The following is a 26,366-nucleotide window of genomic DNA, read 5'->3' on the forward strand; positions in this document are numbered from 1 at the left end:
GGGCCTCCTCACTTATGAACGGCAAGTGCATCCTGAATGGCGGCGATCACATCATCCTGTCGGTCATGAATGAAAAAGTGGCCGCCGGGCAGATTTTTGATCACCATGCTCCCGCTGATATACTGCTCCCACTCTATCCCGTTCTCCGCAGGCATCAAGGGGTCATCGGTGCCGAGCATGACCGTGCAATCCACCGGAAGCTTCACGCACCGGCCGTTCCCGGCATATAACTCGTAGATTCTATAGTCCGCTTTGATGATCGGCAGAAAAACTCTCATTAGCTCCGAGTGATTAACCAGCTCCTGAGCGGTACCGCCCAGCTTGATGATTTCTTGAAGGAATAGCTCGTCCGGCAGTTTATGCAGTTGCTCCTCTCCATAACGCAGGTGCGGGGGATTACAGCCAGAGAGGAAGACATGTACCGGAAGCGACTGTCCGCTCTCCAGGAGCCGCACACTCAGTTCATAAGCCGCCAGTCCTCCCAGGCTGTGTCCGTACAGCGCATATGGACTCCCCTGAAGCTGGCTGCTAATATGCTGTACAAGATCGTCAATCAATTCCTCCATACTGCCGCATAGCTTGGACCCGAACCGTTTGCCTCTGCCTGGAAATTCAAGGGGTACCACTTCGATATTTTCCGGCAGCAGGGTCCTCCATTTCAGGTAAATGGCCGCTGAGCTGCCGGAATACGGAATTGTAAAAAGCTTGATAGTCATAAGGAGGCCTCCTCTTGAATCACTTGCGGCTGTGTCCGGCGGTCCGTTTGCACCTCTGGGTGTAGCGGGAACCACATTTTTAACAGTCTTAAGGCTGAGAACATCGTTCCTGTGATTGCGATCAAAATCATAGCCGGGACTATCGTAAACGGTGCCCAGACGACAATAAATCTCCAAGGATAGCCCCAAAAAAGCATTTTGGGTATATACCAGGCTACGCCCACGATAAAAGCGGCTAGGATAACAAAACCGGATGTCTTGAGGTATAGAGCGAAAGAAGATCCCCTGCGCATCCGTCTGCCATTGCGGATCAAGCGCAGATCCTTGACCCATACGTAGATCATCCAGAGACAAAGAGCCGCACAAATGATGATAATGATCCGTCCTGCGAGATTCGCCGTGTCCATAGTATCCATTGGTGCAGCGGCAGGTTTCAGATCTTGCTGCAAGGCATACAGTCCCTCGCAGATGGCGTAAGTCGCCGTCGTATTCCGATTCCCCAGGACAGCAACTCCGAGTTGTTTTACTGGATCAAACAAGACGTAAGAAGAGAAATTGGGATTATTGCCCCCGTGTGAATAGAGGGTATGATCTCCTTTGTTAAATACAAGCCAGCCACCGCCATAGCGAAAAGGTATCGTGTACGGAGGAGTTTCTGTTGCCTTGACCGTTTCATCGGGAATCTGCGCACGGGCAATGGCCCCCCTAAGCTCTGAAGGCGCTACTGCCGGGTTCATCTGCAGATTCAACCAGCTGGCCATATCCTTAGCGCTTGACAAAATGTAGCCTGCGGGTGTATTCCCGCGGTAGACGGGGGCTTGATACTCTCTGTTGCCAATAAGTCCGGGCTTGTAGCCTTGGGAGATTTCCTTGCCACCTTGCAAGATCGCTCTTCCTGCGGATGTTTGCTCTAAACCCAAAGGCTGCAAAACTTCAGCGGACATATAAGATTCATAGGACATCCCGCTCACAGCTTCAATAATCGCGCCAAGTACATCATAATTTCCGGTGGAGTACAGAAATTGGGTCCCCGGTTTATACCAGAGCGGGTTTTCGCTTAGTCCGCGCACCGTATTCTGGAGTGCGGTGTCTTCGGTGGACGGATCAATCAGCGCAACGGAATCACTGCCCAGCCCACTGGTCTGGTGGAGGAAATGCCCGACCGTTGGTTCGGCAGACTCCCCCTTCGCTTGCAGTGCTAACCATGGCAGATAGCGGGTTACTGGCGCTTCCAGGTCTACAAGCCCTCTTTCGACAAGCAGCAGCAGACCTACGCCGGTGAAGGCTTTACTGTTGGAGCCAAGTTCGAACAAGGTGTCCGGGGTTACCGGTATATTCCGGCTGGCGTCAGCTTTGCCATACCCCTTAACATAAGTCTTGTCACCGCGAAGCACAGCTACAGAGACACCGGGAAGATCCATCTGATCCATCAGCCTAAGCACATATTCGTCGACGGACTCAGCCGAAATCCCGCTGCCAGCAGTATTTGCCGAAGCTGGCGGCAGCGCAGTTATACCAAGCAGAATACAGGCGCAGAGCATTTTGATTAGCAAGCGGTTCATGCCATCCCCCCTGTTACTTGAATAACGAATCCAATTCCTCCTGCGTCATATCCACCGCATCAAAATCGGCGGGTGTCCAGTTTGGCTCCCTCTGAACCGGCGGTTGAGTGAGAAGTTCCACAAAGAGGGCTTCATACCGCTCCATCCACTGCTCCATGACCTTGTCCGGCATACTGGAGGGATAACGCAACTCCAGATACAGTCTTCGCTTCAGAATATAAGCGTTGATCTCCAGTACGAATGGTGTTGCATTGTCTTCGGCCATATCCGGTCCTGTTGGCTCATTCAGAACACGCAACAGCCCATTCCCGTAATCCTCCTGAAATTCCCCAAGATAATTGAACAAAATCCGGGGAACAGCCGGTGCAATCTGCCCTAATCCATAAGCCAAAATGCCATATCCCAGACCTTTGCGGGGCACCGCCCTGAACTGTTGGAGGATGTTATCCCTCCTCTCGATTACACCTGTACCTGCCTCAACCGTAATTCTGACCGGATACAGACTGGTGAACCAGCCAGTGGTACGCGAGAGATCAATTTCAGGGAACAAGGGCTCCCGGCCATGTCCTTCCAGCCAAATGACCTGCGTCTGCCAGTCCCAGGTATCATGAAGTGCCAGGGCAAGCGCAGTCTGCAGCAGCTCATGGGGCTGCAGACCGTTAATCTGCTGGCACTGTTCAAGCAATAGCCCCGTTTCAGTAGGGCCGAACGTCAGCGTACGAAGTGTCGTGCATCCACTACGCGGTTGCCCTAAACAAAACCAATGATCATCTGGGAGGTTGTAATTTCCGCTCCAATATTCCCGCTCCCGCTGGACCAGCGGTTCAGCGCGTTCGCTCAGCGCCAGCGACCAGCGCTTGAACGATGATGTTTTGGGCAGCCACTGGCGTTCTCCCCGAAGCAATCGTCCCAAATCCTCCATAATAATCCGCCATGAGACACCGTCTATGCAGACATGGTGAGCCGCCAGCAGCAGACGATTAGCACGTCCCGGCTCCATAATCAGACAGGCGCGGAAGGGGAAATGATCCTGCTCAGTAAGGCGTATGCCTGCCTTCAGTGTGGAGGTATATGACAGAAACTCTTGCTCCCGTTGTTTAGGATCAAATTCGGTCAAATCAAGTACATTTAGCTGGAACTCATATACAGAAAGGTTATTGTTATAGGATAGCTGCTGCTGTACAGAGTCATAATGCAAGCGCAAGGAGTCATGCAACCGGACCAACTGCCTTAAACTGTCTTCAAGGGTATGCGTGGCAACATCTTCTCTGATCTCCAGTAGCATCGATTGCAGATAGTAGTCTTCATTCTTAAGCTCCCGGGAGAAAAACCACGACAGGATCGGTGTCAACGGGACGATTCCCTCCGGCGGACCCTGCGGCTGAACCTCCTTATCTTCCGTGAGATGCAGCAGCATTTCGCTTATGAGGGGATGATCCAGAATGTCTGCCGCGCTGAGTTGAAGTCCTTGGTTTTTGAGCAGGCTTGAAATCTGAATCGCTTTGATGGAATCCCCGCCCAGATTGAAAAACCGGTCCTCCAGGCTGATTTCCCTACGCTCCAGAACGGTCTGTAGTGCGGATATAAGGCGTTCAGTCTGAGTCCCTCCTTCGTACTCATGGACCTGTGCAGCGGCGGCATTTAAATCTTGTGCAAGCTGCCTCAGATTGGTCTTCCCATTAGCAGTAAGCGGAATCTCTGTCCTAAAAATGATGCGTCCCGGAACCATGTATCCAGGCAGGATGCCTGCCAGACGGCTGCGGATATCCAACGCTGTAAGCGAGCCTCCGACAATACAGGCGACCAGCTCCATGCCGGGACCTTCACCCTCCGTCAAGACAACTGCATTACGGATACCCTCCATCTCCAGCAGGTGATGTTCAATCTCTTCCGTCTCGATTCGGTAGCCTCTAACCTTAAGCTGGGTATCGCAGCGGCCGATATATTCCATCACTCCGCCTTCACCCCACCGGACCAGATCCCCCGTACGATACATCCGGTTGCCCTTGTTTACCGAATCCGGCAAGAAACGTTCCTCTGTCAGTTCGGGTTGATGGACGTAGCCAGCCGCAACACCGGGGCCGGAAATGTAGAGCTCTCCCCTCGCGCCTGGAGGCAGCGGCCGCAAATCCCTATCCAATATATATAGCTTCGCATTTGCAGCAGGTACTCCTATAGGAACCGCCGCTCCCTTGTCTTTTATGGAATCATAACGGTAAATCATACAGCCTACGGTTGCTTCCGTTGGCCCGTATTCGTTATAAATAGCCAGATTGGGCCCGTATGCTTGCTGAATGGCTGCTGCAAGGCCGGTCTTGAGACTCTCCCCGCCCACAATCAGTGTCCGCAAGGCAGCATTCGGCCTCCGTTCTTCCCCCATAAGCGCAAGATGGGAAGGGGTAAGCTTGATTACTGTAGCTCTGTTCTCGCTCAGAATCCGGCTCAAGGTATAGTCCTCGCCGCTGGAGGGGTATATCCTCAACTGGGTGCCGCTGACCAGCGGTACGAACAAGGATGTCAGCGTCAGATCAAAGGCGATTGAGGAATAAAAGGCGAACACTTCGTGTTCCGAGGTCAAGTATTCTTCTGCTGCCCAAGTGATATAGTTGGCCAGGTTAGAATGAAGAACTTTAACCCCTTTGGGCGCTCCTGTAGATCCCGAGGTATATAGGATGTAAGCCGTTTTTTCAGGCCTCGACCTCTGCTGTTCCCCCGCAGACAACGGCCTATGCCGGAGCAGATGCCGGGAATTGCGCGTTGGAATAGGCCAGCCGAAAGCCGGTTCCTCTGGCAGATCGGTCAACAGGCAGATTGCTCCCGAGTCTCGGAGTATATATTCCGCTCTGGCGGCCGGAACTCCGGGGTCCAGCGGGAGAAAAGCCGCACCGCACTGAAGAATCGCTAGAATTGCAATGACCAGTTCGGGAGAATGATGCATCCGTACGCCTATAACGCCTGACACTTGCGGAAATTCTGCGGTCAGGGCTGCCGCAAGGCAATTGACCTGCTGCGCCAATTCTGCAAAGGTCAGCTTCTCATCTGCACAGCTCACGGCAATCCGATTCGGATGGAGCCGAACCTGATCTGCGTATAGATCCATAACCGTCTTTTCAAGTGGATAGTTATGGATTGAATGCTGGTTGTAATGAATCAAAGTTTGTTCCAATTGTCTTTCGGTAGACAGCGTCAGTTCCTTCAATGGGAGGTCTGGAGTATGCACCATCTGGTTCAACACATGCAGGAGACATTCCACCAGCGACTCTGCCTCTTCCTTGCCAATTATCTGAGTCTGGTAGTCCAGAGTGAACAATAACGTGCCATCCTCGGACCAGTCCTTGATCATCAACTGTACGGGATAAGCCTGCTCGCCGGAGTAGAACTCCTCATTGCTAATCATCATGCTGTCCACGGTTGTCAATAGGTGGGTATTATAATAATTCACAGCGGCCTGGTATAAGCTTCCATGCCCTTTTTTTCGCAACTGAAGATGCTTTGCAAGGAGATCGAACGGGTACTTGTGATTGGCGAGATTACGTGAATATTCACGGCGTACCCGCTGTAAAAATGTCCGTATGGACAGGCCTTCCTTAAGATGCAGCGACAGCGGCAGATTGCCAGTGAACATGCCAACCGTTGCCTTGGTGTGTGCAGAGCGGTTGGACACGGGTATGGACAGGATTAGATCTTCTCTCTGGTAATACCTGCCTAGTACCAACCCGAATGCGGCAGATAAAAATAGGGGCAATGACACATTAAGCTCTGGCAGAATACGGGTAATCTGCCCTGTGGCCTGCTTGTCGAGCAGGCGGGTATAGCGCCTGCCGGCCGGAGCAGTGGCAGTTTTGTCAAACAGCGGTTCGGGAAGAACGTCAAATTTGTTCTCCCAGAATTGTTTGTTGCTCTGACAGCGCTGAGAGCTCAGGTATTGACTTTCGAGATCAAGATAAGTCAAATAGGAGGGTTCGGATACGGCACGGTCAGAGATGTCTTCCCTGCCCAGCGATTCATAATGTCCGAGAATTTGTCTGGTCAGCAGGTCCATTGACCAGCCGTCGCAGATGATATGATGGGCTTTCAGGAGAAAACCATTATCCTGCTCCCCCACCTTGAAGGTAGCGATGTGGTATAAAGGAGAATCGAAAAGTTCAAATCGTTTTGCCGCCTCTGCCTTCACCCACCTCTCATAAGCCGTTTGGGGATTGGCATATGAGCTGAAGTCGTAGCGGGGCAACGGCTGTAGCGAAGTAGTATCCGCTACATATTGTTGCGGTTCACCGTCTTGTGCCCGCAAACGCAGGCGCAGGCCATCATGAGACTGAATCACATTCTGGATCGAAGTTTCCAAACGGGGGAAGTCGAGCGTTCCGTGAATACGGACACAGCCACCAATATGATGTACGGCTGTCTGGGGATGAAGGCATTCGGTATACCAAATTCTCTTTTGGGGATGGCTTAAACGATGCAATGCCTTATTCACAAGATCCATGTCAGTGTCCGCCTTTCGCAGATATAGAATTCAATCTCCAGGATTCAATGGATTCGGCTAATCGGGCTATCGTCTGCTGCTCCAAAAAAACTTCAAGTTTAAGCGTCACGCAAAACTGTTCACATATATGTGCATGCAAGGAAGCTGCCAGCAGCGAGTTGCCTCCCAGTTCATAATAATTGTCGTTGATTCCGATTGGGGCCACCCCCAGATAAAGCTCCCAAGCTGCAACCAGGTCACGTTCAACCTCTGTTCTTGGTGCGATATATCCATCCAACTGCTCTGACCGCAAGTTGACGGGTTCCGAAATGGGCTGAAGCGGCCCGGTAGTATCAAGTGCAGAATCATCACGCTCCACCCAGCAGCGTGTTCTTTCAAAAGGATAGGCAGGCAATTCAATGCGGCGGCGGCGTTCCCCTTGATAATAAGACTTCCAATTGACGGGGCAGCCTTCCATCCAGACTTTGCCGAGAAGAAGGTAAACGCTCTTCCATTCTGTTGTTCCATGACGTTCCGAAGGTTCACCGAGATTCATATCAAGCACCAGCCGATCTTTTTCATTCTTGCTGCTGGTCTGTAATGAGGCTCCGTCTTCCAGGGCATCCGTCAGATACGCTGTCCAAAAATCGCTGCTGCTCCACTCCGTAGGAGTCATCGGGTCCCTTCCCGGCGATGCTGCAAGTGGAACCTTCATCGCCCCCGTTTTCAGACTCGAGACATGTTGCCGGTACCTTCGGACAAAAGTACCCCGCGCCTCACCCGAAGTTGCGAGTGCGGCTGTAAAGGAGCTGCCAAGATACATAGCATCCGCATGAGTCAGGAGGCCACAGGCATAAGCGGCGGCAAATAAGCCGCTGCCCGTACCTTGGCAGCCCGAGGGATGGATTCCCCAGCTCTCCCAGAGTTTGAATAAGGAGATCTGCACGGTTAATGCGTATGTGGCTTGTTCCCGCAATGCCGAATCTCCCTTGCCAAACCATTCCTCTGCCAGTTTCTTACCCTGCACGAAGTTCTTGTAGAATACCGTTTCCTCAGCGATCCAATCCCCAAGCTCAGGAGCCTCGAAATTGGATAGGTCCGGAAAGTGGAACAAGGGCATGCCCGCAAGATCGGGGTTATCCTTCTTGCCAGTCTCCCGTTCCATCCATTCCGTCTCACCTCCGCAGCCGTATAGCCAAATTGCCCGGTGCTCAAACAGCTTCCGTCCGGTTTGCAGTGTATAGGCTGCATCCGCTAACAGTTCTTCTGAAGCAGAGCTTAGAAATTGCTGCAAGGATTGCTTTTGCCTCTTGAGCGCCTCTGCACTTTTGGCGGAGAGGACGAACAATTTGCTGCGCCGTAAGGAAGGTTCCTTCGGCAACACCGGCGCTTCTTGCAGGATAACATGTGCATTGGTGCCTCCAAGTCCAAAGGAGCTGACCCCAGCCAGACGCCGCTGATTGGGGCTGCTCCACTCCAGCGGAACAGGATTCAGATAAAACGGGCTCTGGCCCGTCATTAACCTGTCATGTGGTGTATCTGAGTGAATAGCGGGTGGCAGTATCCTCTCTCGCAGGGCCATGACTGTCTTGATTAACCCAACAATACCTGCGGATGGCCCCGTATGACCGACGTTAGATTTAACCGAACCCAAAGCACAAAAAGCGTTTTTTTCAGTATGTCTGGCAAATACCTCATGCAGTGCCTCAAGCTCAATCGCATCTCCTAGAGGAGTGCCGGTACCATGAGCTTCTATGTAACAGATGTCCTCGGCGCTTACGTCTGCGTTCATCTGTGCGCGTTCAATAACCTGAATCTGACCTTTGACTGCGGGAGCTGTATATCCGGCTTTGAGGGCTCCGTCATTATTGACGGCAGAACCTTTAATTACAGCATGAATGGTGTCGCCATCCTCAAGGGCATCACTGTATCGTTTCAGTACGACGCAACCTGCCCCGTCGCTGTACAAGGTTCCAGTAGCCTGCTTATCGAACGCCCGGAGATGCCCATCAGCTGACAACAACCCGTTGTCTTGATAGTAATAGCCGTTAGCTTGGGGAATGCCGAGTGTTGCACCTCCACATACCATCATGTCACTGGAGTAAGTGAGCAGACTCTCGCAAGCCAGATGTACAGCAACCAGCGAGCTGGAACAAGCAGACTGGACATTCAGCACTGGCCCGGTAAGGCCTAGCTTGTAAGCGGCCATCGTCGCCGCATGGTCTTTCTCACTTGCGATCTGCATTTGGAGTTCGGAGGCTGCTCTGTTGCCATTGAGAAGCGGCATAAGGTTGAACATTTGATAATAGTTCGCGTACACGCCCGCATACATCCCGATAAGACCGTCATAGGTTCCCGGATCATATCCCGCTGTCTCCAGCGCTTCCCAAGCCATCTCCAGAAGCAGACGATGCTGCGGGTCCATCAAGGACGCCTCTCTTATGTTGAAATTAAAGAAAGCAGCATCAAAATTCTCAATGTTCCGAATGTTGGTGTTTGTGCGAATAAAGTTTGGCCTTCCCTCCGCAGAAGCAACTTCTGCTTTATCCTGCGGGGATGTGTTAGCAACCACCTCTTCTCCACCCAGGATTGCTTCCCAGAACTGTGAAACGGTATCAATGCCAGGCAGACGGATGGAGAGGCCAATAATGGCAATATCCGCCTTATTATCTTCACATTCATTCTCCAATGACATGATATCACTCCCGTAATATTGCTTTCATTCAATATTATTGTAGTATTAAAACTGATTTTGACGATGTCTTGATAATACCAACTATACTATGAAAATATTTAAATAAATACCATTCTTTAGGACTATATAACAATAAAGATAATTAATATAATTTTAAGTAAGTTAATTGAATGGTGTATATATTTGCAGCATTCGACGTCCTATTATGTCGTAAAATGCCAGTAGTTCAATAATGTGCAAATTTCGGAAAGAGCTATTAGTACCAATTTAGGTATGGAGTGAGTTCAAATAAATATGCTAGAATCGTATAGCTGTCCTGTTTAGAGAACGGACTTCATATTTCACAATATTCACAATAACGAAAACAAAATAAAATCTCCTAAGACAGGTGTTGTTTATGTCCAAAATTCTTGCTTTTAAGCTCCCGGAGCAGCTAAGTCTGGAGAGCTATGCTTATTTTACAGCACAGGTATCGGAAGCCCGGCGCGCACGTCTCGCCCGGTTTTTCCATAAGGAAGATGCGTATCGTTCTTTATTTGGCGAGATACTGGTGCGGTACATCCTCTGCAGCCAGCTCGGTAAACGGAATGGCAATATTCAATTCGAGGAGAATCCATTCGGCAAACCGGGGGTGTCTGGGCTGCCTGATTTTGAGTATAATGTGTCTCATTCAGGAGATTGGGTGCTGATGATCTGGGGAATGAATGAGGGTTCTCTCGGAGTAGATATTGAGCAGATACGGCCCATAGATATTCAAATAGCAGAGCGGTTTTTTTCTGTGGAGGAGCGAGAGGCGTTACAGGGCAAGTCTGCCGGGGAGCAGCAGAATTTTTTTTATGACTTGTGGACATTAAAGGAAAGCTATATCAAGGCGATTGGCACCGGGCTGTCCCGGCCGCTTGATTCATTTACGGTACAGCAGTGTGAAGATGGCAGCTTTAGTCTGATCACACAAGCGGAATCAATGTACTTACAGACCTATACTATCGCCCCAGACTACAAAGCCGCCGCTTGTTCAAGCTGCTGCACACTGCCGGAAGCTGCCGCTTTTATTAAGCTCAGTGAGCTCTATGTGTGGTGAATGGATTTCATATTTCCATCACCTGTCCGGTCATTCGGTACCTCAATTCACAATTGGTTATACGCAGACATGGCCGGGTATCCCGGTTGTTAAGGCGACGAGTCTACGCATCTCTGCCAAAGCACAACCTATCAGGTTGCAGTTTCAACTGTACCCTGCTCCAGCGTTTAATCTCCAGCTGGGCCGAGGTTACCTTCCAGATTTCACGAAGAGACCGTGGTAAACACGGAGCAAGCCCCTTCTTTCTCACTTGAGAGATGGGCTTTTTTTCGTCTACACATTCAGCATTACTTTCTGAAAAAATGTCACATTCCTACTCCATCATTCGTTGTACACATTGAAAGGGGGGAGAAGCCTTGGAGGATGAAGTACTGCACAATACTATTAACGAGGTGCTGGGCGGCAATATTGATAAGTTTGAGAGTATCCTGTTTCTCTATCAGAAGCCGATAGTTCTTTACTGTTATCATATGCTCGGGTCTTATCCAGAAGCAGAGGACAGCGCCCAGGAGGTCTTTCTCAAAGCTTACCGTTCCTTGTCCACCTACAATCCTGATGTGCCATTCGCAGCCTGGCTGTACAAGATTACCTACCGCAGAAAAGCTGGTAGTTCAGGGAGTAGAAATGCTTTACACCAAGTATAAAGGCGGCAATAGTCTGACATAGTCAGCCGAAATTCCTGGCAGACAGGAGATTATCCATATCAAATGGACGAGATGAGCGGACAGTATTTTTGTAAAGAAGAAATGCTCCGGATGGCTGAGCCATTTTTGAAATGAATCCTAACGATGCCACTAATGAATAATTAGACTGACACCAGAGTCGAAACAGCGACAGTAAAGGACGAGAAAACCAGTCCTAGGCTGCCGCTGTTTTATTTAACTAACGTTTCCCGTTATCTTAACGATCCTGCATTTTAGTATTAGATTCATTTCCGATTATTTTTCACAATGACAATGACAAGGACTAGCAAGAATAAGCCGGCGGTATACCATAAAGCTTTTCCCCAATCAAATGTGGAACCGGCATATTCACCCTCATAATTAGCTTTAATGAATGACCCATCATTTATCTTTATCGCAATTGCCTCATTTTTGTCCACGTCTTTGATATTGTAATATTCAGTGCCCTTCGGATAGTGATTCGAAAAATTACCTGAGTATGTGCCTTCCTTGTCTGAAAATGATGTAACTTTGCCTATTATTGAACCGATTTGTTCCTTTTCCACTCGATTGTCAGAAATGATATAGGATTTACCGTCGTTTACAACAAAATTGTATGCCCAATCCGCATGAATTGGCCAAATTGCAAAAAAAGTAGTTGCCAGCCAGAGCGGAATCATCAAAAACAGAAATTTTCTCAAACTATCCCCCCTTTTTGTGTCACAATCTAGGGATTATTTATGGAGGACAGAACATATATGATTAAAAGACAAGAACTTATATAGTTAACCGAATCCTCCCTTCTTTCATCATATAACAAAGGCTTATCATCAACAATCTAAAGATCAGCTAGTGTACTATTGAATCACTTTAAACCGAGCTCCCCTTGACATAACATCTTCAGTTTCAGCATCTAAAAGTACGAAAATGGAAAGCATGAATCGCTACTTTGTTAGTAGCTTAAGCAGGAAGGATTTTAAATCTATGATCCGCAAGTATTGCGGCTTTTGATCTGTTCCACTAATGATAAGGGGAACCAGCGATTCCATTTGTCCAAAAGAGCCATGACCTCCACCTCCTTTGTGCGTCGGTGAGCTTATGTCTGCCAATTCATAACCTGGCTTTGCGGTGACAATCAAAAATTCTCCAGGGTGAGAATGTAAAGCTCCAGATAACCTCCTGAGCACATCGGGATACTCACCATATTGTAATGAATGATGTTGAGCATTTATTTTCAAATCCAACACCTCTACATCTTGCTCGACCGCCCATTTTTGTTGATAATCATCGATCAGTTTGCCATTGGCTTTAAATCTGAGCTTTTTGGAGGTTGCACCTTGAATTGCGTAGATCCACTCCTTTTCTTTCCATGAAATTACATCGATGCGAGGATCATCTTTTAATAAATAGGCAATGTCTTTTAGCTTGTCCGCTTTAAGAGTATAGACATAGGCCATAGTTTCATTGACAGCGAGAATGATTTCAGTATCATCCGTTACTGTTTCTTCCTGACGCAACACTTTATAGTCGTTGAAAAAGGAAGCCAAATCGATAACCGGGTTATCTTGGACAGGCAAGATTTTGGTCATTCCACTATCTCCAACAATAATAAAAACCGCCTTGTCCAAAGCTTCCTCCGGCGAACCAAAGCTTTGCAATAATGATTCGAGCTGTCTATCTACTTCCTTGACTCCTTTTAACTCTGAAGGACCCTTTTTATGAATTTTTTGATCCAAATCAGGTAGATAAACATACAAAAAATCCGGTAATTTATTTGCCTTTATTAGATATTGGGCGGTTTCAATGGAATGTTGATTGTTAAGACCGATGCGACGGGTTAAACCGTCAGGCAGTTTTTGAATGCCTTCAAGCGGATCTGACAATGAACCCAGCGTTAAAAAATCGGGGCCCTTTACAGGAATTGTTTTAGGTAATGAAGTAGGACCTTGAATCCAGAGAGGAATGGATAAAGTATGATCAACGGTGCCCCGATATATCAAACCGTTAATACTGCCGGATTTCATCCCGCTTCGGGCCAAGTCTTCGTAAATGGTGGGCATGTTCCGGTTTAAGTGACGGTCGTTCAAGTTGACTAACGCATCAACCAATACACTGTCAGCACCAAGTTTGATGATCTCCATCGGTCCGGTTCCATAATTGATAAGTTTTTTTTCCTTCGCCGAATACCATGTCAAACCAGGCACATGATGTACATCCGGATATGTTCCAGTAATCAGAGAACTGTCAATCGTCACTGACATGGTGGGAAAAGAACTGACAAGGTTTTTAAAATATTGGCCGTGTTTGATCAGAAATTGTATAGTGGGTAGTTCATTTTGCTCTATGCCTTTATCAATTGCTTGTGCCATTAATGAATCGATCACCAGTAAAACGACTTTTTTTGTGTTTTCACCGTTTACGGATTTTACTCGGACTAAATCTTGTTCTTTATGTCTCAACTCCTGACTTTTGCATCCTGAAGTTACAATTAATATAAAGATCATCAGCAGAAATAGACTCTTTTTTTGTCGCATGAATGAAGATCACCAACCTATCCATAATGTGCATTATTGGTATGTTGTTCCACAATCCAACTATTCAGAATAAGAATGATAGTATACTGTAAAACAAATAAGAATATTCTAAATAACAAAGATTTCAATACTCACTCCTTCTTCGTCTCGATAAATTTAAATATTGGTATCCATTAAATCGGCAATCGGTACAAGTTCTTGTCCTCGACTCGGGACAAGAACTTATACCGATAAAAAAAAGCCGCTTTTTTAGCGACTTTCAATAGGACTCCCAATCGAATTAGGTATCACCTTATGTCGGCGCGATCCCGTATACTTACATAACGCAATTATATTTGGCCAGGGCCAGACTTCTCTATAGTCTACATCATAGCATTTACTGCTGATCGGCCAACCATTTAGTGCCTTCCTCCTGAGCCTTCTTCATTCCTTCGGCCGCACCTAGTTCACCTAACAGAACACGTTCTACATTCTCTGACAGAATATAGCGTGGTTGACCGGAGCGATATGGATAACGTGGTGTCCACAGCTGGCCCATTTGCTTCAGAATAATGTCCATTTGTCCTATCTCCTGCACAGAAGGCCAATTCTCTGCTGCCTTGATGACTGGCATACTCTGCGAACGCTGTTCATCCCACATATATTGCTGGAATAACTCGCTGCCGCTGAATTTCAACCATTCCCAAGCCAGGTCTTTATTGCTGCTGGATGCTCCAATTGCGAACGGGCTTCCGGCGAACATGCCACCCATATCTGTTGCCTGATTCTTGAACAGCAAGGCCGCCTGGTAGCGGTCTTCCAGTCCAAAGGTGGCCAAACTATTGATAAATCCCGGACTTTCACGCAGGTTGATCGCAATGTTGTTATTTTCCGTCAGGAAGTATTCAGAGCCTTGTCCGGCCATTACGCCCTCCGGTGCATACTTAATCGCTTCTTTCAACCAATCGATTGATTTCACCATGGTCTCGCTTTCGAAGTTCAGCTCCATATCCTTCCACAAGAACCCTGTGCCCCATTGTCCACCCAGCGATTCATTAATATTCATTACAGTATCGGCAGCATCGGCGCCCTTGAAGGTCAGACCATAGTTCTGTTCGCCCGTTTTGGGGTTCTTGCCTGTCATCTTGGAGGCTTTCTCCATGACTTCCTCGATAGTCGGAGACTCGGACAAATATTCCACACCCCATTCATCGAACAACTGCCGGTCGTATACAATTACCCGCGCATCGCCGATAAAAGGCAGGCCATAAATCTGTAGCTCCTGATCATCCGGGCCCATGGCCTTCCAGCCATCCACCTGTCCATTCAGATAACTCCCCAGATCATAGCTGTCTTTATCAATGTAGGACTGCAACGGCTCCAGCAGCCCTTGTTCGGCAAAAGCGGCAATCCCAGGCACTTGATATACATCAGCTGCTCCTGATTGAAGCATAGTTTGAGTCTTCTCGTTATAGTTATCCCAGCCCATAAGTACAAACTCGACAGATGCGTTAGGATACTTCTTCTCGAACTCCTCTTTCAGCACCTTTACACCCTTGGAGGTTTTGCCTGAGATTGCATCGGTCTTGTCCTCCAGCGAGAAATCGCCCACAAGCTGCACTTTCAGTGTTCCTGTCAGCGCATCTTTCGCCGCCACTGCACTACTGGTGCCTTCAGTTGCTGCTGGCTCATTGTTGACCTTCACTGCCCCGTTCGAATTACCGTTTGTCCCACATGCACTTAGAATCATAGTGGACGCCAGCAGCAGCGTTCCTGTCAACTTCAGGGTCGATTTACTAAACATTGTTAACTCCCCTAACTCCATTATATTTTTTATAAATTGCCACTTACCTGCTTACCAGTCCCGCCTCTTGAAGTGACCACGCATTCTCCAGCTATCACTCTCCCTTCAAGCCGCTAAGGGCAATACTGCGAATGATGTATTTTTGTAAAAATAGAAACACAAGCAGGATCGGCAGAATACTCATTGCCGCTGTAGCCATCGTAACCCCCACCAACCGGTTGCCATTCTCTGAAGAGAAGCTGGACAGAAATAACGGTACGGTCTTCATATCCTGATCGTTGATGACAACGAGCGGCCACAGGAAGGAATTCCAGCTGTCCTGAAAGGCCAGAATCGCCAGCGTCGCTGTAATCGGCCCGGTCAGGGGAGCAAAAATACGGATAAAGATTGTGAACTCATTGGCCCCATCAATCTTGGCTGATTCACGTAACCCTTCAGGGAGACGGTCAAAATACTGCTTCACCAGCACAATACCAAGCGCATTAATAATCGCTGGAAATATCAGGGGGTATTTGGTATTAATCATACCGAGATCATTGAACATACTGAACATCGGAATCAGTCTGGCCTCGAATGGAATCATCAGGGTAGCCAGGACTGCGAAGAATAGGAATTTCTTGCCTCTGAATTCCCCTCTGGAGAAGGCATAGCCGGCCAGCAGGGCAGAAGACACACTGAGAATGACACTAAACAATGAAATGATTGCTGAATTGGCATAGGTCTTGAACAGAACCCCATTCTCGAATACCAGCTTATAGTTGAATATGGAGAACTGTTCAGGAATGATCCGTGGTGGAAATGGAACGGCTATGTTGCTGCTTCTTTCCAAGCTGACGCTTATCATCCAGAGAAAGGGATACAACATCAGTACACCCATTCCAAGCAGGAGCAGGAACAGCAACCCGTTCGACAGTTTCCCTTTTCCTGTTGCGTTCAACATGTTATAAGTCTCCTCCCTATATTTTCATCTTCGTGACCTTGGTATTGATATATGTGAAAGCAAGAATAAAGAGAAATAAAATATATGACGCCGCAGAGGCCAGACCATATTCATGCCCGCCGAACCCTCTCTCGAATATAAACCCGACAACAGTATGCAAGGACCGCGCAGGACTTCCCTGCAAGCCACCGAGCATATAAGCATCGGAGAACCGCTGCAGGCCGCCGATCCAGCCAATGATAAACAGGACAGTCAGACTTCCAAGCATATTCGGCAGGGTGATGTACAGCCATTGTTTGAAGCGTGAAGCCCCATCTATAGAAGACGCTTCATAGTAGTCGCTTGATATCGCCTGCAAATTGGCCAGATTAATAATGATGACGAAGCCCAGCCAATGCCAAACAGAAAGAATGATCGCCCCCCACTTGGCAGAGAGGGGTTGTGACAGCCAGATTACCTTCTCGAAGCCGAGCAATTGCAGCACATAGTTGAGTGGCCCATCAGGATGTAGAAGCGCCAGAAAGACAGTGGCAGCTGCAACAATAGAAGTGACATTGGGCAGATAGAACAGCACCTTGAAGAAGTTTGAGCCACGACGTAAATTGTTGATTAGACAAGCAATGATGAAACCTAGCGGAATGGCAATCAGAAGCTGGAAGACGGTAATGTAGAGCGTGTTGTACACCGAATACCAGAAGGTGCCTGACTCCAGCACACTCACGTAATTCTCCAGTCCAACGAACCGCTCATCAGCCCCCTTGGTGAAGCTGAGCCGCAGCGACTCAGCGAGCGGGTAGATCATGAACACCGCAATGCCAAGCAACGTGGGCAGAAGAAATAGATACCAGGCAAGCGGAGGCTGCCTCCGGATCATTTTGTTGCGTTTACGCAGCATACGTTGGTCTAAGACGCCGAGCGGTGTAGCCTTTGACATATGGTCGGACAAGGTAACCATCCCTCCCTGCTATACATTTCAGAGATTAATAATATTGTGTAAAGTTAACGTTAGACAGCTCCGGCATCGGGCTGCAATTCTGTGCTTCTGTATTTGGTATCGACAGCAGACAAGCGAATTTGCCGCCACTTCTCTGATTTCCAGCGCCGGAGCATGAAGTAGGCTCTAATCCATTCATCTATAATAAAAGCCAGCCAAATGCCGTATATTCCATAACCCCATACGATTCCGAACAGATAAGCCGCAGGGACGCTTACTCCCCACATCAGAATAAGTCCCATCATGACAGGATATTTCACTTCACCGCTGGCATTCAGCGAAGCAATCATAATGACATTGCAGGCACGGGCAGCTTCCAGCAGGACGGACAGCAGGATCAGGTTGGCAGACATGTTAATGACATTGCTGTCCTCCGTAAACAGACCCATCAGTGGCTTGGATACCAAATACAGCAACAGGCTGACGGAGCAGCTCAGGAAGAGTCCGATTTTCAGATGCCGAAGCCCGGTGGTGCTCGCCTTCTCCGATTTTCCAGCTCCAATCAGATGACCGATCATAATCGAAGTCGCCTGACCGATAGAGACAGATAACAGAAAGATATATCCGGTAAGTGTTTGTGTGTATATCTTAGTGGTGATGGCTGTAGTCCCGAGGAGTGTTACCATCATCATAATGACTACCTGAGAAGCAGAATAGGAGAGATTCTCACCTGCTGAAGGAATGCCCAGCTTGAAGATTCCCCGTAAATCAGCAAGTCGGAGTGAGATGCCCTTAACGCGGAATAGAGTTTGACCCATCGCATGGATCAACAGGAACGCAGCTAACGCCACGCCAACCAGCTTGCTCCCGAAGGTCACCCATGCCACACCTTCAACCCCATAGGAAGGCAGGCCGAACGGTTCATACAGTACCATATAATTGCCAAACGTATTGAGAGCGACCATCGCGAAGGACAGCAGAAGCATCCGCTTGACCATACCGTTCATGCGCAAGGTCATTTCCGCAGTCATAATGAAGGACGTGGCAAAGGAGGCAAGTCCTGTCACCGATAGAAACACTGTCCCGTACTGCATCAATTCTTCAGGCAAGGAGATGGCGCGCAGGACCGGTTCAGGGAACAAGAACAGCCCTATGCTAGCTATACCGCCGAGCAGCAGATTCACTATTATTGCGGTCCGGGCGACACCGGCTGCCTCGGCCCGCTTCCCCGAGCCGTTCAATTGACTCATAATGATTCCGGCCCCTACGGTGGCGAATCCGAACAGCAGATTGACTGTGGAGAGCAATTGAGAGACCGTACCTACGGCGGCAACGGCAAGATCAGAATAATTGCTAAGCATCAAGGTATCGATTGTGAAGATAACCGTCTGCACCAGTTGGCTCAGAAACAGCGGTCCGGCCAATCCCAGCAGGGTGAGGGCGGGAGGGCTGCGCTTCATGCCCCGCCGTCCTCAGGCATAACAGCTCTCAGCGCTGCAAACTTCTTCACCTCATAGACAGTAACTGCATCTACGCCCATATCCATATATTTAAAGAACAAGTTCTGATCATAGGGTAATGTATAGATCCAAACCTGCAACCCGTGAAGATGGGCCTGCTGAACCAGATAAGGCCGGCAGCATTCATATTGGAGATTCACACCGCCGAACTTCGCTTCAGCCGCTAGCTGGCACAGCTCTGCCGCTTGCTGCCGATAGCTTACTTCGTCCAACTCACTGAGTTCCTTCGGTAAATTCCACATTACATGTCTGGAATATCCGGAATTTGCTATCAGCCCTGTGGCCCCGGTGAACCATACCTGGCTCCAGGTAGATGTGGCTGTTACATCAGCGATGGCCGCCAACCCCGCCTCTTCTGTTTTGAGATCCAGATTGAAGGCCACGGGTAGCTGACTGAACTGTGTTAATACCCGGTTCAGCGTCTCCGGCTTCTGCCCTGTCTCCAGCAGCTGCTCATAATTCAACTGGCTGACGGAAGGCTCATCAACATGCTGGAGAACAGCCACATTATCCTTGGTTACTCTGACATCCACTTCTAGAATAGGAGCCCCCGCCTTCACTCCGGCTTCACAGGATTCAAGCGAATTGTAGCTCGTTCCCTCGCAGCCTGTATGGGCGATCAGCTTTGGATATTGCATCGCTATCCCTCCTTTGCAATTATTCTTCATCCCGCTGCCTGTTTGCGAAATAAATCGCATTGGTGCAGGCAATGGTTGTCAGGATTCCGTCGATGATGCCAAACAGCCGTACACGCAGCCATCCTAATCCTGCGGTTGTCAGCATAATAGGCAATCCGTCATACCCGAAGGCCGGTACTTTTGCCAGCTCCCCCAAATTAGAATCTACGATGATCAGGCTGCCCTCCTCCGCTCCCCAAGGACGCTCAGGCTGGGTTGAACGTGTGATCTGCACAATTAGACCTGCAACAGGATGGTCCTCCCTGATGGCTAAGGGAACCTCGTCCCCAAGCCCATATTGGTCAGCTCCAAGAGAGAGACTAATCTCAAGAAGCGGACCCATGCTCAGGCAGATCTGTCCCTGCCTGATTGCGGCAATGATGGCAGTTGATGAATCCGGCAATGGTGCATCGGGAAGGCCGATATACGTGTAAGCCGCCAGATTGTCAGCCGGATCGGATCTATGCCAATCCCGGCCGGCTGTAGCGGATATCCGGTACCCTCCGTTCAGCAACTCGGTCCATCGTCTGAGAGCAGGCACATTATGATTCTTCATCGAAGGCATCGTCTCATGCCATACCTCCATATAATCAATCTGATTCCAGTCGCTTACGGTGTAATCCCAGTGGCAGCCTGTACAGATCGGACTGCCGAAGCTGTAGGGATGGGCAATGCCCACGATACCTCCCTGCTCATGAACACGAGCGATGCCCTTATGAATATCGTAGGGACCGAGATCCCTCCATTCGCAGTAAGGGGCGCCAAGGGTCAGCATATGGCCGTAGAACGTCGTCCATTCCATGCCGGGAATGATGGTAATGCCTGTCTGCCTGCTGACAGCTTCGGCATCTGCTAGTCCCGATACGGTGTTATGGTCTGTAAGCGCGATTCCTCCAAGCCCTAGCTCTGCGGCAGCCCGGCACATCTCCAGTAGAGAATGTGTCCCATCACTATGGGGCGTATGGGTATGAAGCTCAAATGGAAGCCATCTCATCTGCCGGTCCCCCTCACGAATAATTCATAGCGGCAATCGGGTGTAACAACACAATGCACGCTGATCGTTATCTTCCATACTCCGGAGGGAATGTCCCCGGCGATGAACCCGGGAGAAGTCTTGCTCCCATCCGGGCAGATCATGTGCTGCTGCTCTGGAGCATGCCGGTGTGCTGAGCCGCGGAAGCCTGAGGGGCTATCCAGAGATAATGTCAACAAATTCTGCAAGGGGTAGAAATTGTCCCATTGTTTCTTATGCAATTCCACCCAAGCCGGATCGGAGTATGTCTCGATAGCTTCTAATATAAGCGGCTGTGATGCTTCCCTGTCTAAAAACTGTTTGGGCGCATACCTGAAATCGATCTCCAGTGAAGACAAGGGGTGCTCCAGGTGGAATTGGTAAGTGATATGTGTTTTAGAACTAAGCGGAGTGAGTTTTCCCTCAACCGCGATGATACCTTTATGCATGGCCTGTACCTCTTTCTCACCGTAATCACTCATATGGTATCGATACCGGAAAACTTTCCTTCACTAGCATAATCATTTCTTGTTAAAAGAACTCCTGCTTTTCAGCCGATTTATATTAAAGTTGATCGATAGTTTTGTTTGTAATTGATATACAAAAAAAGCAGGTCCGTCAACCTGAACGGACCTGCATGTACGGTGTTTCATATTATATTCTTCGACAGCTTGCCCGCTCCATGATCCGGTGCGGCAGATAAATGTCTCTACAGTCCGGCTGCTCCCCTTCTTGAATTAAGTTGTGCAGATATTCAAGCGAAGTCCGTCCGAGCTCCCGGACAGGCTGCTGCATAGAAGTAAGCATTGGCCTGACGGCCTCGGCAATCAGACTGTCGTCAAATCCCATGACAGATATATCCTCAGGAACACTGAGTCCATAATCAAGCGCACAGTTCATGGCACCTACTGCCATATCATCACTGGCAGCAAAAACAACAGTAGGCCGCTCTCCTTGCTCTAGAATCTCCTGCATCATTATTCGTCCGCTCTCCTGCTTATAGTTGCCAAACCTGATGAAATTAGGATTGAGCGGAATACCGGATTTGTTTAAGGCGTCCAAATAACCTTGATAGCGGCTACGGCCTGCCGTTACATCCTCCAGATCCCCGCCTAGGAAGGCAATCTGGCGATGACCGAGGCCGATCAGATATTCGGTGGCATCCAGTGCCGCCTGATAGTCATTAATCAGCACTGAGAACCTGCCCGGCAGCGGGGAGCGGACACAAGAGAACAGGATAGGCATAGAAGCACTTTCTATAAAAGAAAGGATACGTTTGTTCACCTTTTGGTGCATGATGATGATTCCGTCTACCCGCATCTCCTGAACAGCATACAGATATTTCAATTCCTTATCCAGATTTTCTGCAATATTGCAGACGATCAGATTATAGCCATATTCACTGGCACTTTCCTCAATACTGCTTAATATAGTTGAGCAGAAATAATTCGTGAGATCGGGAACGATGACACCAATTGTATCGGTTTTCTGCTTTTTTAAACTGCGGGCAATCTGGCTTGGGGTGTAGTTCAATTCCTTGATCGCCTGGTTCACCTTCTCAAGAATATGTTGGCTAATATATTTCTCACTATTCAGAACTCGGGACACACTGGTGACAGAGACACCCGCTCGTTTAGCTACATCTTTAATTCTTGCGCTCATGTGTAATCACTCCTTAGCAAGGTCAATGCGGATGAATCATACAACTGCCGCTGTTGTAAAATTTTTGGCGGCACCTAGAGAATTTATATCATTCATTATACAGACTGTTGCGTTTCGAAGTGTAAGGCCTGTGTTATTTTATGATACAAATGTTAACTACTTGATACTTATAGACGTTATTTCGAATCTCCATTCATTAGCAGTACAACAAAGCTCTCAACAAAAAAACTCACGCACCATAAATAACCCCTAAGTGCTCCGGGAGTCAACAGTTACGCCTAGCGTTCCGACAACGAACTACATTGCTACCTAAGAATTGAAAACCCACGCTAAGCGCGGGTTCATAAAAACTATATTCTTTATTAGGGAACTGTCGCATTCTTCTTTGACGTCAATCATATAGATTGGGGAGTTATCATAAATAAAGAGCCAACAACTGTGATTTCACTCACGGTTATCGGCTCTGCGTCTTGGCGCCTGGCTCTTTGATAACTGACATATTCAGTTCCTTTACATTGATTATCGTTTCCTGTTTACACTTGGGGCAAAATAGCGGAAAGTTTTCAAGTACCGTATCATTACGTACCTTGACCCGTGTTTTGTTGGCACAGACCGGGCATAATATCCATTCGTCTTTACACACTCTACCATCCCTTTACTTGAAGTTTTGTTAACCACTCTCATTTTAATGCCTGCAAACATTAAGCTGCTTTCCGTTTGTATGCACGCATCGCAAATAGATATGAGACGATCAATATCCCTATGCACCAAACGAGTGCAACCCAAATATCATTTCCGACAGGTTGCCCCGACAAGAGCGCGCGGATGGCTTCCACTATTGAAGTTACTGGCTGGTTTTCGGCAAAAGCGCGGACAGCCGACGGCATCGACTCGGTAGGCACAAACGCTGAACTAATAAACGGAAGGAAGATAAGCGGGTAGGAAAAGGCGCCTGCGCCGTCCACCGATTTTGCGGACAGTCCGGCAATCGCCGCGATCCATGTCAAGGCCAGCGTAAACAATGCGAGTATACCGGCCACAGCAAGCCATGACAATACTCCTGCCGGCGAGCGGAAGCCCATAATGAGCGCTACAAGAATGATGACGGCAACCGAAATCGCATTGGACACCAATGAGGTCAGCACATGCCCCCACAGCGCGGCCGAACGTGCAATCGGCATGGAGTGGAACCGTTCGAAGATGCCGCTTTGCATATCCATGAACAGACGGTAAGCCGTATAGGAGATGCCGCTTGCAATCGCAATCAGCAGGATGCCGGGCAACAGGTAATTCACATAGTTATCCGTGCCGGTTTGAATCGCGCCGCCGAACACATAAACGAACAACAGCAGCATCGCGATCGGAGTGATGGTGACCGTGATGATGGTATCCATGCTGCGGAAAATATGGCGCATGGAACGTCCAAGCATAACGCCCATATCGCTGAAAAAGTGTTTCTTAATCGTTTCCATTTACTTTTCCTCCTTTTTGCCGATGATTGCGAGGAATATTTCCTCCAATGTGGGTTGTTTTTCAACATACTCCACCTTTTCGGGCGGAAACAGCTTTTTCAGCTCCGCGAGTGTGCCGCTCGCGATAATCCTGCCCTCATGCAGAATGGCAATTTGATCTGCAAGCTGCTCGGCTTCTTCCAAATACTGCGTGGTCAGAAATACCGTCGTGCCATTATTCGCAAGCTCTTTGACTGTCTTCCAAACCTCGTTGCGCCCTTCGGGATCAAGCCCGGTGGTCGGCTCGTCGAGAAAGATAAGCTGCGGTTTTCCCACAAGGCTCATGGCAATGTCGAGCCTGCGGCGCATACCGCCCGAATAAGTAGACACCTTGCGGTTGGCGGCTTCGGTCAGGCCGAAGCGGTTCAGTAAATCATCCGCGATCTGAATCGAATTTTTCAGGTGTCGGAGCCTGGCAATCATGATCAGGTTTTCCCGCCCGGTCAATATCTCGTCCACGGCAGCAAACTGTCCTGTCAAGCTAATCGACTGACGTACATGGTCGGGCTTTGACGCGACGTCAAAGCCGTTTACGAAGGCGGTGCCTCCGTCCTGTTTAAGCAGCGTGGTGAGGGTTTTAACAATCGTCGTCTTGCCCGCGCCGTTGGAGCCGAGCAGGGCAAAAATTTCGCCGCGCCGCGCCTCGAAATTCACTCCCTTTAGGACTTCCGTGGTCTTGTAGGATTTTTTTAAATCCTTTACTTGAATTGCGATGTCTTTCATTTAGAATCGTCCCCCCTTCCGAGTTTGTTCATCATGTCGCGGTTTAATTTTTTGCGAAAGTTATCGGTCCACATTTTCGTGCCGCGCAGAAGCTCGTCGCAAAACCCGACAACATCTTCGCCCGTCACGTCGAGAACGTGTTTGCCGTCCGCCGCGCTCGCTTCAAACAACTCGATCAATTCGTGCTGAATTTTCAACATATCAGAGCCGTCTCCTACTGCGAAACTCCACATGTATCCATGGATTTTTTCAAATACGAACCGATAGTCTTCAGGTAGCGCTTCTACCCTTGCCATTTGCTGCTTATACTCTTTTTTATCCCCGATCATTTTTTTGATAAGCTCCAGCATAGTTATTGCTCCTCCTTATTAAATTTTTCCATAATCTCTTTGTTTAGTTTTTCTCGCACTGTTTCGGTATTGGTAACCGACGCGCGCATAAACTCATCACAAAACTTGCCGACGTCACTGCCTATGACATCAAGAACCTGCCTGCCCTCTGCCGCACTTACTTCAAATAAATCCACTAAGTCCTTAAACATCGTCAAGTCCGTAAATATCGTCATGTCACCGCCGCCAAGGGGGCCAACGCTAAACATATAATGTTGAATTTTGCGAAATGCAAACCGATAATCTTTCGGCAAGGCGTCAACCCTCTTCATCATTTGTTTATAGGCCCGTTTATCTTCCATGTCGCCTATTAACAATTTTATGATTGAATCAAGCATTGTTACTCCTCCTCCTTTAATTGGTTCATTTTCGATGCAACAAATTTCCACTTCTCCCAGAACCTCCGCAGCTCCTCACGCCCCGCGTCGTTGAGCGCAAAAAACTTTCGCGGAGGACCCATGTCGGAGGGCTTTTTGGTGATCTCTACCAGCTTGCTTTTTTCAAGCCGGATCAGGATAGTGTACACCGTTCCCTCCACAACATCTGAGAAGCCGAGGGCGTTCAGCCGCCGCGTGATTTCGTAGCCATAGGTTTCTTTGCGGCTTATTATTTCAAGGACACAGCCCTCAAGCACGCCTTTGAGCATTTCCGTCAGATTTTCCAGCACAATCACCCCTTGCTATTCTGTATGACTGATATTCAGTATTACTTACTACCACTATACAGTAACACAAAGTAGTGGTTTGTCAATAGCGGTTGTTCTGATAATGCCGCTTTATATTTATAGTTGAATCTATAGCCTGAAACAGAAAAACCGCGCAGGGCGCGGGTTCTTAAAGGATTATGTTCTTATCCTGTGACATCCATTGAGCTGCTGCGGCAAACTGTTCCATGAAATAGTCTTATTTTTAGGAGATAAAACAACAGAATGGCGGTCCGAAGAAAATAAAGTATAAACTGATAAATAAAGTGTTAGACTTGTAAAATAAAGTTGTAGATTGAGATAATAAATTATTTGTCTGTCGACTCTTCATCAAGCTAAACAGGCAGTATAGTTGAAAAAGGAACTCTAATTTAAATATCGAATATCTAATGAAATCGGATAGCTAAAAATTGATGACAGACAGGAGTTAGAGACAATGATAAAAGGTTTCGGAGGAATATTTTGGAGAACTAAGAATCTTGAAGTTATAAAAAAATGGTACAGTGAAGTGTTGAAGATTGAAATAGACAATTGGAATGGTACTGTGATCGGCAGTCTAAGACTTTATTCTCTGTTCCAAGGCTGCCGTAGACCTTAATGATGGGAGTCAGTCCAATACTAAATATTCTTCTCCGCATTATCCACTTATGAAGTTTATATTATCATTTGCCTTCACTGAATTTAAAATGGGATGTGTCCGGTGAACCCGCTTTCTCTAAATGCCTCTCCCTTGTCCTACTCTCATTCAAACAATTGCTTATGCTTATTGAAAAATCGATAAAAAAATTGTACATTGT

22 protein-coding genes and 1 pseudogene are annotated in these 26,366 nt (G+C 48.2%); 3 read left to right on the plus strand and 20 right to left on the minus strand.

Translation table 11 applies throughout. The features are described from left to right. Window positions 1–8: 8 nt before the first annotated feature. Genes ACQ76X_RS24255 through ACQ76X_RS24270 form a run of 4 tightly spaced genes read right to left on the minus strand, consistent with a single transcriptional unit; the run spans window position 9 to window position 9,438 of the window. Window positions 9–716 carry a thioesterase II family protein gene (locus tag ACQ76X_RS24255; protein ID WP_342435533.1) on the minus strand — a complete coding sequence of 236 codons (708 nt, stop codon included), beginning with the start codon at window positions 714–716 and terminating at the stop codon, window positions 9–11. Continuing rightward, window positions 713–2,278 carry a serine hydrolase domain-containing protein gene (locus ACQ76X_RS24260; RefSeq protein WP_438496292.1) on the minus strand — a complete coding sequence of 522 codons (1,566 nt, stop codon included), beginning with the start codon at window positions 2,276–2,278 and terminating at the stop codon, window positions 713–715. Before ACQ76X_RS24260 ends, ACQ76X_RS24255 begins: the two co-directional genes overlap by 4 nt. A 13-nt stretch (window positions 2,279–2,291) precedes the next feature. Continuing rightward, window positions 2,292–6,764 carry an amino acid adenylation domain-containing protein gene (locus tag ACQ76X_RS24265; RefSeq protein ID WP_438496293.1) on the minus strand — a complete coding sequence of 1,491 codons (4,473 nt, stop codon included), beginning with the start codon at window positions 6,762–6,764 and terminating at the stop codon, window positions 2,292–2,294. A gap of 1 nt (window position 6,765) precedes the next feature. Then, complete coding sequence (locus ACQ76X_RS24270) at window positions 6,766–9,438, minus strand: beta-ketoacyl synthase N-terminal-like domain-containing protein (RefSeq protein WP_438496294.1); 2,673 nt, start codon at window positions 9,436–9,438, stop codon at window positions 6,766–6,768. Between the two features lie 397 nt (window positions 9,439–9,835). Here ACQ76X_RS24270 and ACQ76X_RS24275 point away from each other — a divergent pair, with 397 nt between their 5' ends. After that, on the plus strand, window positions 9,836–10,519 hold the full coding sequence (locus tag ACQ76X_RS24275; protein WP_438496295.1) for a 4'-phosphopantetheinyl transferase family protein: 684 nt from the start codon (window positions 9,836–9,838) through the stop codon (window positions 10,517–10,519). A gap of 356 nt (window positions 10,520–10,875) precedes the next feature. Beyond that, the gene (locus ACQ76X_RS24280; RefSeq protein ID WP_438496296.1) at window positions 10,876–11,163 is read left to right on the plus strand and encodes a sigma factor; all 288 of its coding nucleotides are present in this window, start codon (window positions 10,876–10,878) and stop codon (window positions 11,161–11,163) included. Window positions 11,164–11,447: 284 nt separating this feature from the next. Here ACQ76X_RS24280 and ACQ76X_RS24285 read toward each other — a convergent pair whose 3' ends face one another. The 16 genes from ACQ76X_RS24285 to ACQ76X_RS24360 all read right to left on the minus strand — a co-directional run bounded on the left by ACQ76X_RS24285 (window position 11,448) and on the right by ACQ76X_RS24360 (window position 25,512). Then, complete coding sequence (locus ACQ76X_RS24285) at window positions 11,448–11,882, minus strand: hypothetical protein (RefSeq protein ID WP_438496297.1); 435 nt, start codon at window positions 11,880–11,882, stop codon at window positions 11,448–11,450. 243 nt (window positions 11,883–12,125) lie between these two features. After that, window positions 12,126–13,715, minus strand: coding sequence for an alkaline phosphatase family protein (locus ACQ76X_RS24290; RefSeq protein ID WP_438496298.1), 1,590 nt, complete (start codon window positions 13,713–13,715; stop codon window positions 12,126–12,128). Window positions 13,716–14,091: 376 nt separating this feature from the next. Beyond that, complete coding sequence (locus tag ACQ76X_RS24295) at window positions 14,092–15,498, minus strand: extracellular solute-binding protein (protein WP_438496299.1); 1,407 nt, start codon at window positions 15,496–15,498, stop codon at window positions 14,092–14,094. A gap of 94 nt (window positions 15,499–15,592) precedes the next feature. After that, window positions 15,593–16,438, minus strand: a complete 846-nt coding sequence (locus tag ACQ76X_RS24300) for a carbohydrate ABC transporter permease (RefSeq protein WP_438496300.1) — start codon at window positions 16,436–16,438, stop codon at window positions 15,593–15,595. A 16-nt stretch (window positions 16,439–16,454) separates the two neighbouring features. Continuing rightward, entirely contained in the window at window positions 16,455–17,384 is a 930-nt protein-coding gene (locus tag ACQ76X_RS24305) for a carbohydrate ABC transporter permease (protein WP_438496301.1), read from the minus strand. Window positions 17,385–17,443: 59 nt separating this feature from the next. Continuing rightward, entirely contained in the window at window positions 17,444–18,832 is a 1,389-nt protein-coding gene (locus ACQ76X_RS24310; protein ID WP_438496302.1) for an MATE family efflux transporter, read from the minus strand. Then, window positions 18,829–19,530 (minus strand): glycerophosphodiester phosphodiesterase, encoded by a 702-nt coding sequence (locus ACQ76X_RS24315; protein WP_438496303.1) that lies wholly within the window; start codon window positions 19,528–19,530, stop codon window positions 18,829–18,831. The genes ACQ76X_RS24310 and ACQ76X_RS24315 overlap by 4 nt, the downstream gene beginning before the upstream one ends. Window positions 19,531–19,549: 19 nt before the next feature. Continuing rightward, entirely contained in the window at window positions 19,550–20,563 is a 1,014-nt protein-coding gene (locus ACQ76X_RS24320; protein WP_438496304.1) for a CehA/McbA family metallohydrolase, read from the minus strand. Continuing rightward, window positions 20,560–21,030: a hypothetical protein gene (locus tag ACQ76X_RS24325; protein WP_438496305.1), complete on the minus strand. Its 471-nt coding sequence runs from the start codon at window positions 21,028–21,030 to the stop codon at window positions 20,560–20,562. Before ACQ76X_RS24325 ends, ACQ76X_RS24320 begins: the two co-directional genes overlap by 4 nt. A 205-nt stretch (window positions 21,031–21,235) precedes the next feature. After that, a complete protein-coding gene (locus tag ACQ76X_RS24330; RefSeq protein ID WP_438496306.1) occupies window positions 21,236–22,243 on the minus strand; it encodes a LacI family DNA-binding transcriptional regulator in 1,008 nt (335 codons plus the stop codon). A 454-nt stretch (window positions 22,244–22,697) separates the two neighbouring features. Further along, complete coding sequence (locus ACQ76X_RS24335; protein WP_438496307.1) at window positions 22,698–22,886, minus strand: cysteine-rich KTR domain-containing protein; 189 nt, start codon at window positions 22,884–22,886, stop codon at window positions 22,698–22,700. Between the two features lie 58 nt (window positions 22,887–22,944). After that, on the minus strand, window positions 22,945–23,715 hold the full coding sequence (locus ACQ76X_RS24340) for an ABC transporter permease (protein WP_438496308.1): 771 nt from the start codon (window positions 23,713–23,715) through the stop codon (window positions 22,945–22,947). After that, window positions 23,716–24,477 (minus strand): ABC transporter ATP-binding protein, encoded by a 762-nt coding sequence (locus tag ACQ76X_RS24345; RefSeq protein ID WP_438496309.1) that lies wholly within the window; start codon window positions 24,475–24,477, stop codon window positions 23,716–23,718. It lies immediately after the preceding gene. Then, on the minus strand, window positions 24,474–24,827 hold the full coding sequence (locus tag ACQ76X_RS24350; protein WP_342435524.1) for a DUF1048 domain-containing protein: 354 nt from the start codon (window positions 24,825–24,827) through the stop codon (window positions 24,474–24,476). The genes ACQ76X_RS24345 and ACQ76X_RS24350 overlap by 4 nt, the downstream gene beginning before the upstream one ends. A 2-nt stretch (window positions 24,828–24,829) precedes the next feature. Further along, window positions 24,830–25,204 carry a DUF1048 domain-containing protein gene (locus ACQ76X_RS24355; RefSeq protein ID WP_438496310.1) on the minus strand — a complete coding sequence of 125 codons (375 nt, stop codon included), beginning with the start codon at window positions 25,202–25,204 and terminating at the stop codon, window positions 24,830–24,832. 2 nt (window positions 25,205–25,206) lie between these two features. Then, window positions 25,207–25,512 carry a PadR family transcriptional regulator gene (locus tag ACQ76X_RS24360; protein ID WP_438496312.1) on the minus strand — a complete coding sequence of 102 codons (306 nt, stop codon included), beginning with the start codon at window positions 25,510–25,512 and terminating at the stop codon, window positions 25,207–25,209. 493 nt (window positions 25,513–26,005) lie between these two features. On the opposite strand from ACQ76X_RS24360, the pseudogene ACQ76X_RS24365 reads away from it, so the two are divergent. After that, a pseudogene (locus ACQ76X_RS24365) lies at window positions 26,006–26,146 on the plus strand (VOC family protein); the annotation flags it as partial. Window positions 26,147–26,366 lie beyond the last annotated feature (220 nt).

Source organism: Paenibacillus sp. IHBB 3054, from assembly GCF_051594305.1.
Classification (GTDB): Bacteria; Bacillota; Bacilli; order Paenibacillales; family Paenibacillaceae; genus Paenibacillus_AQ.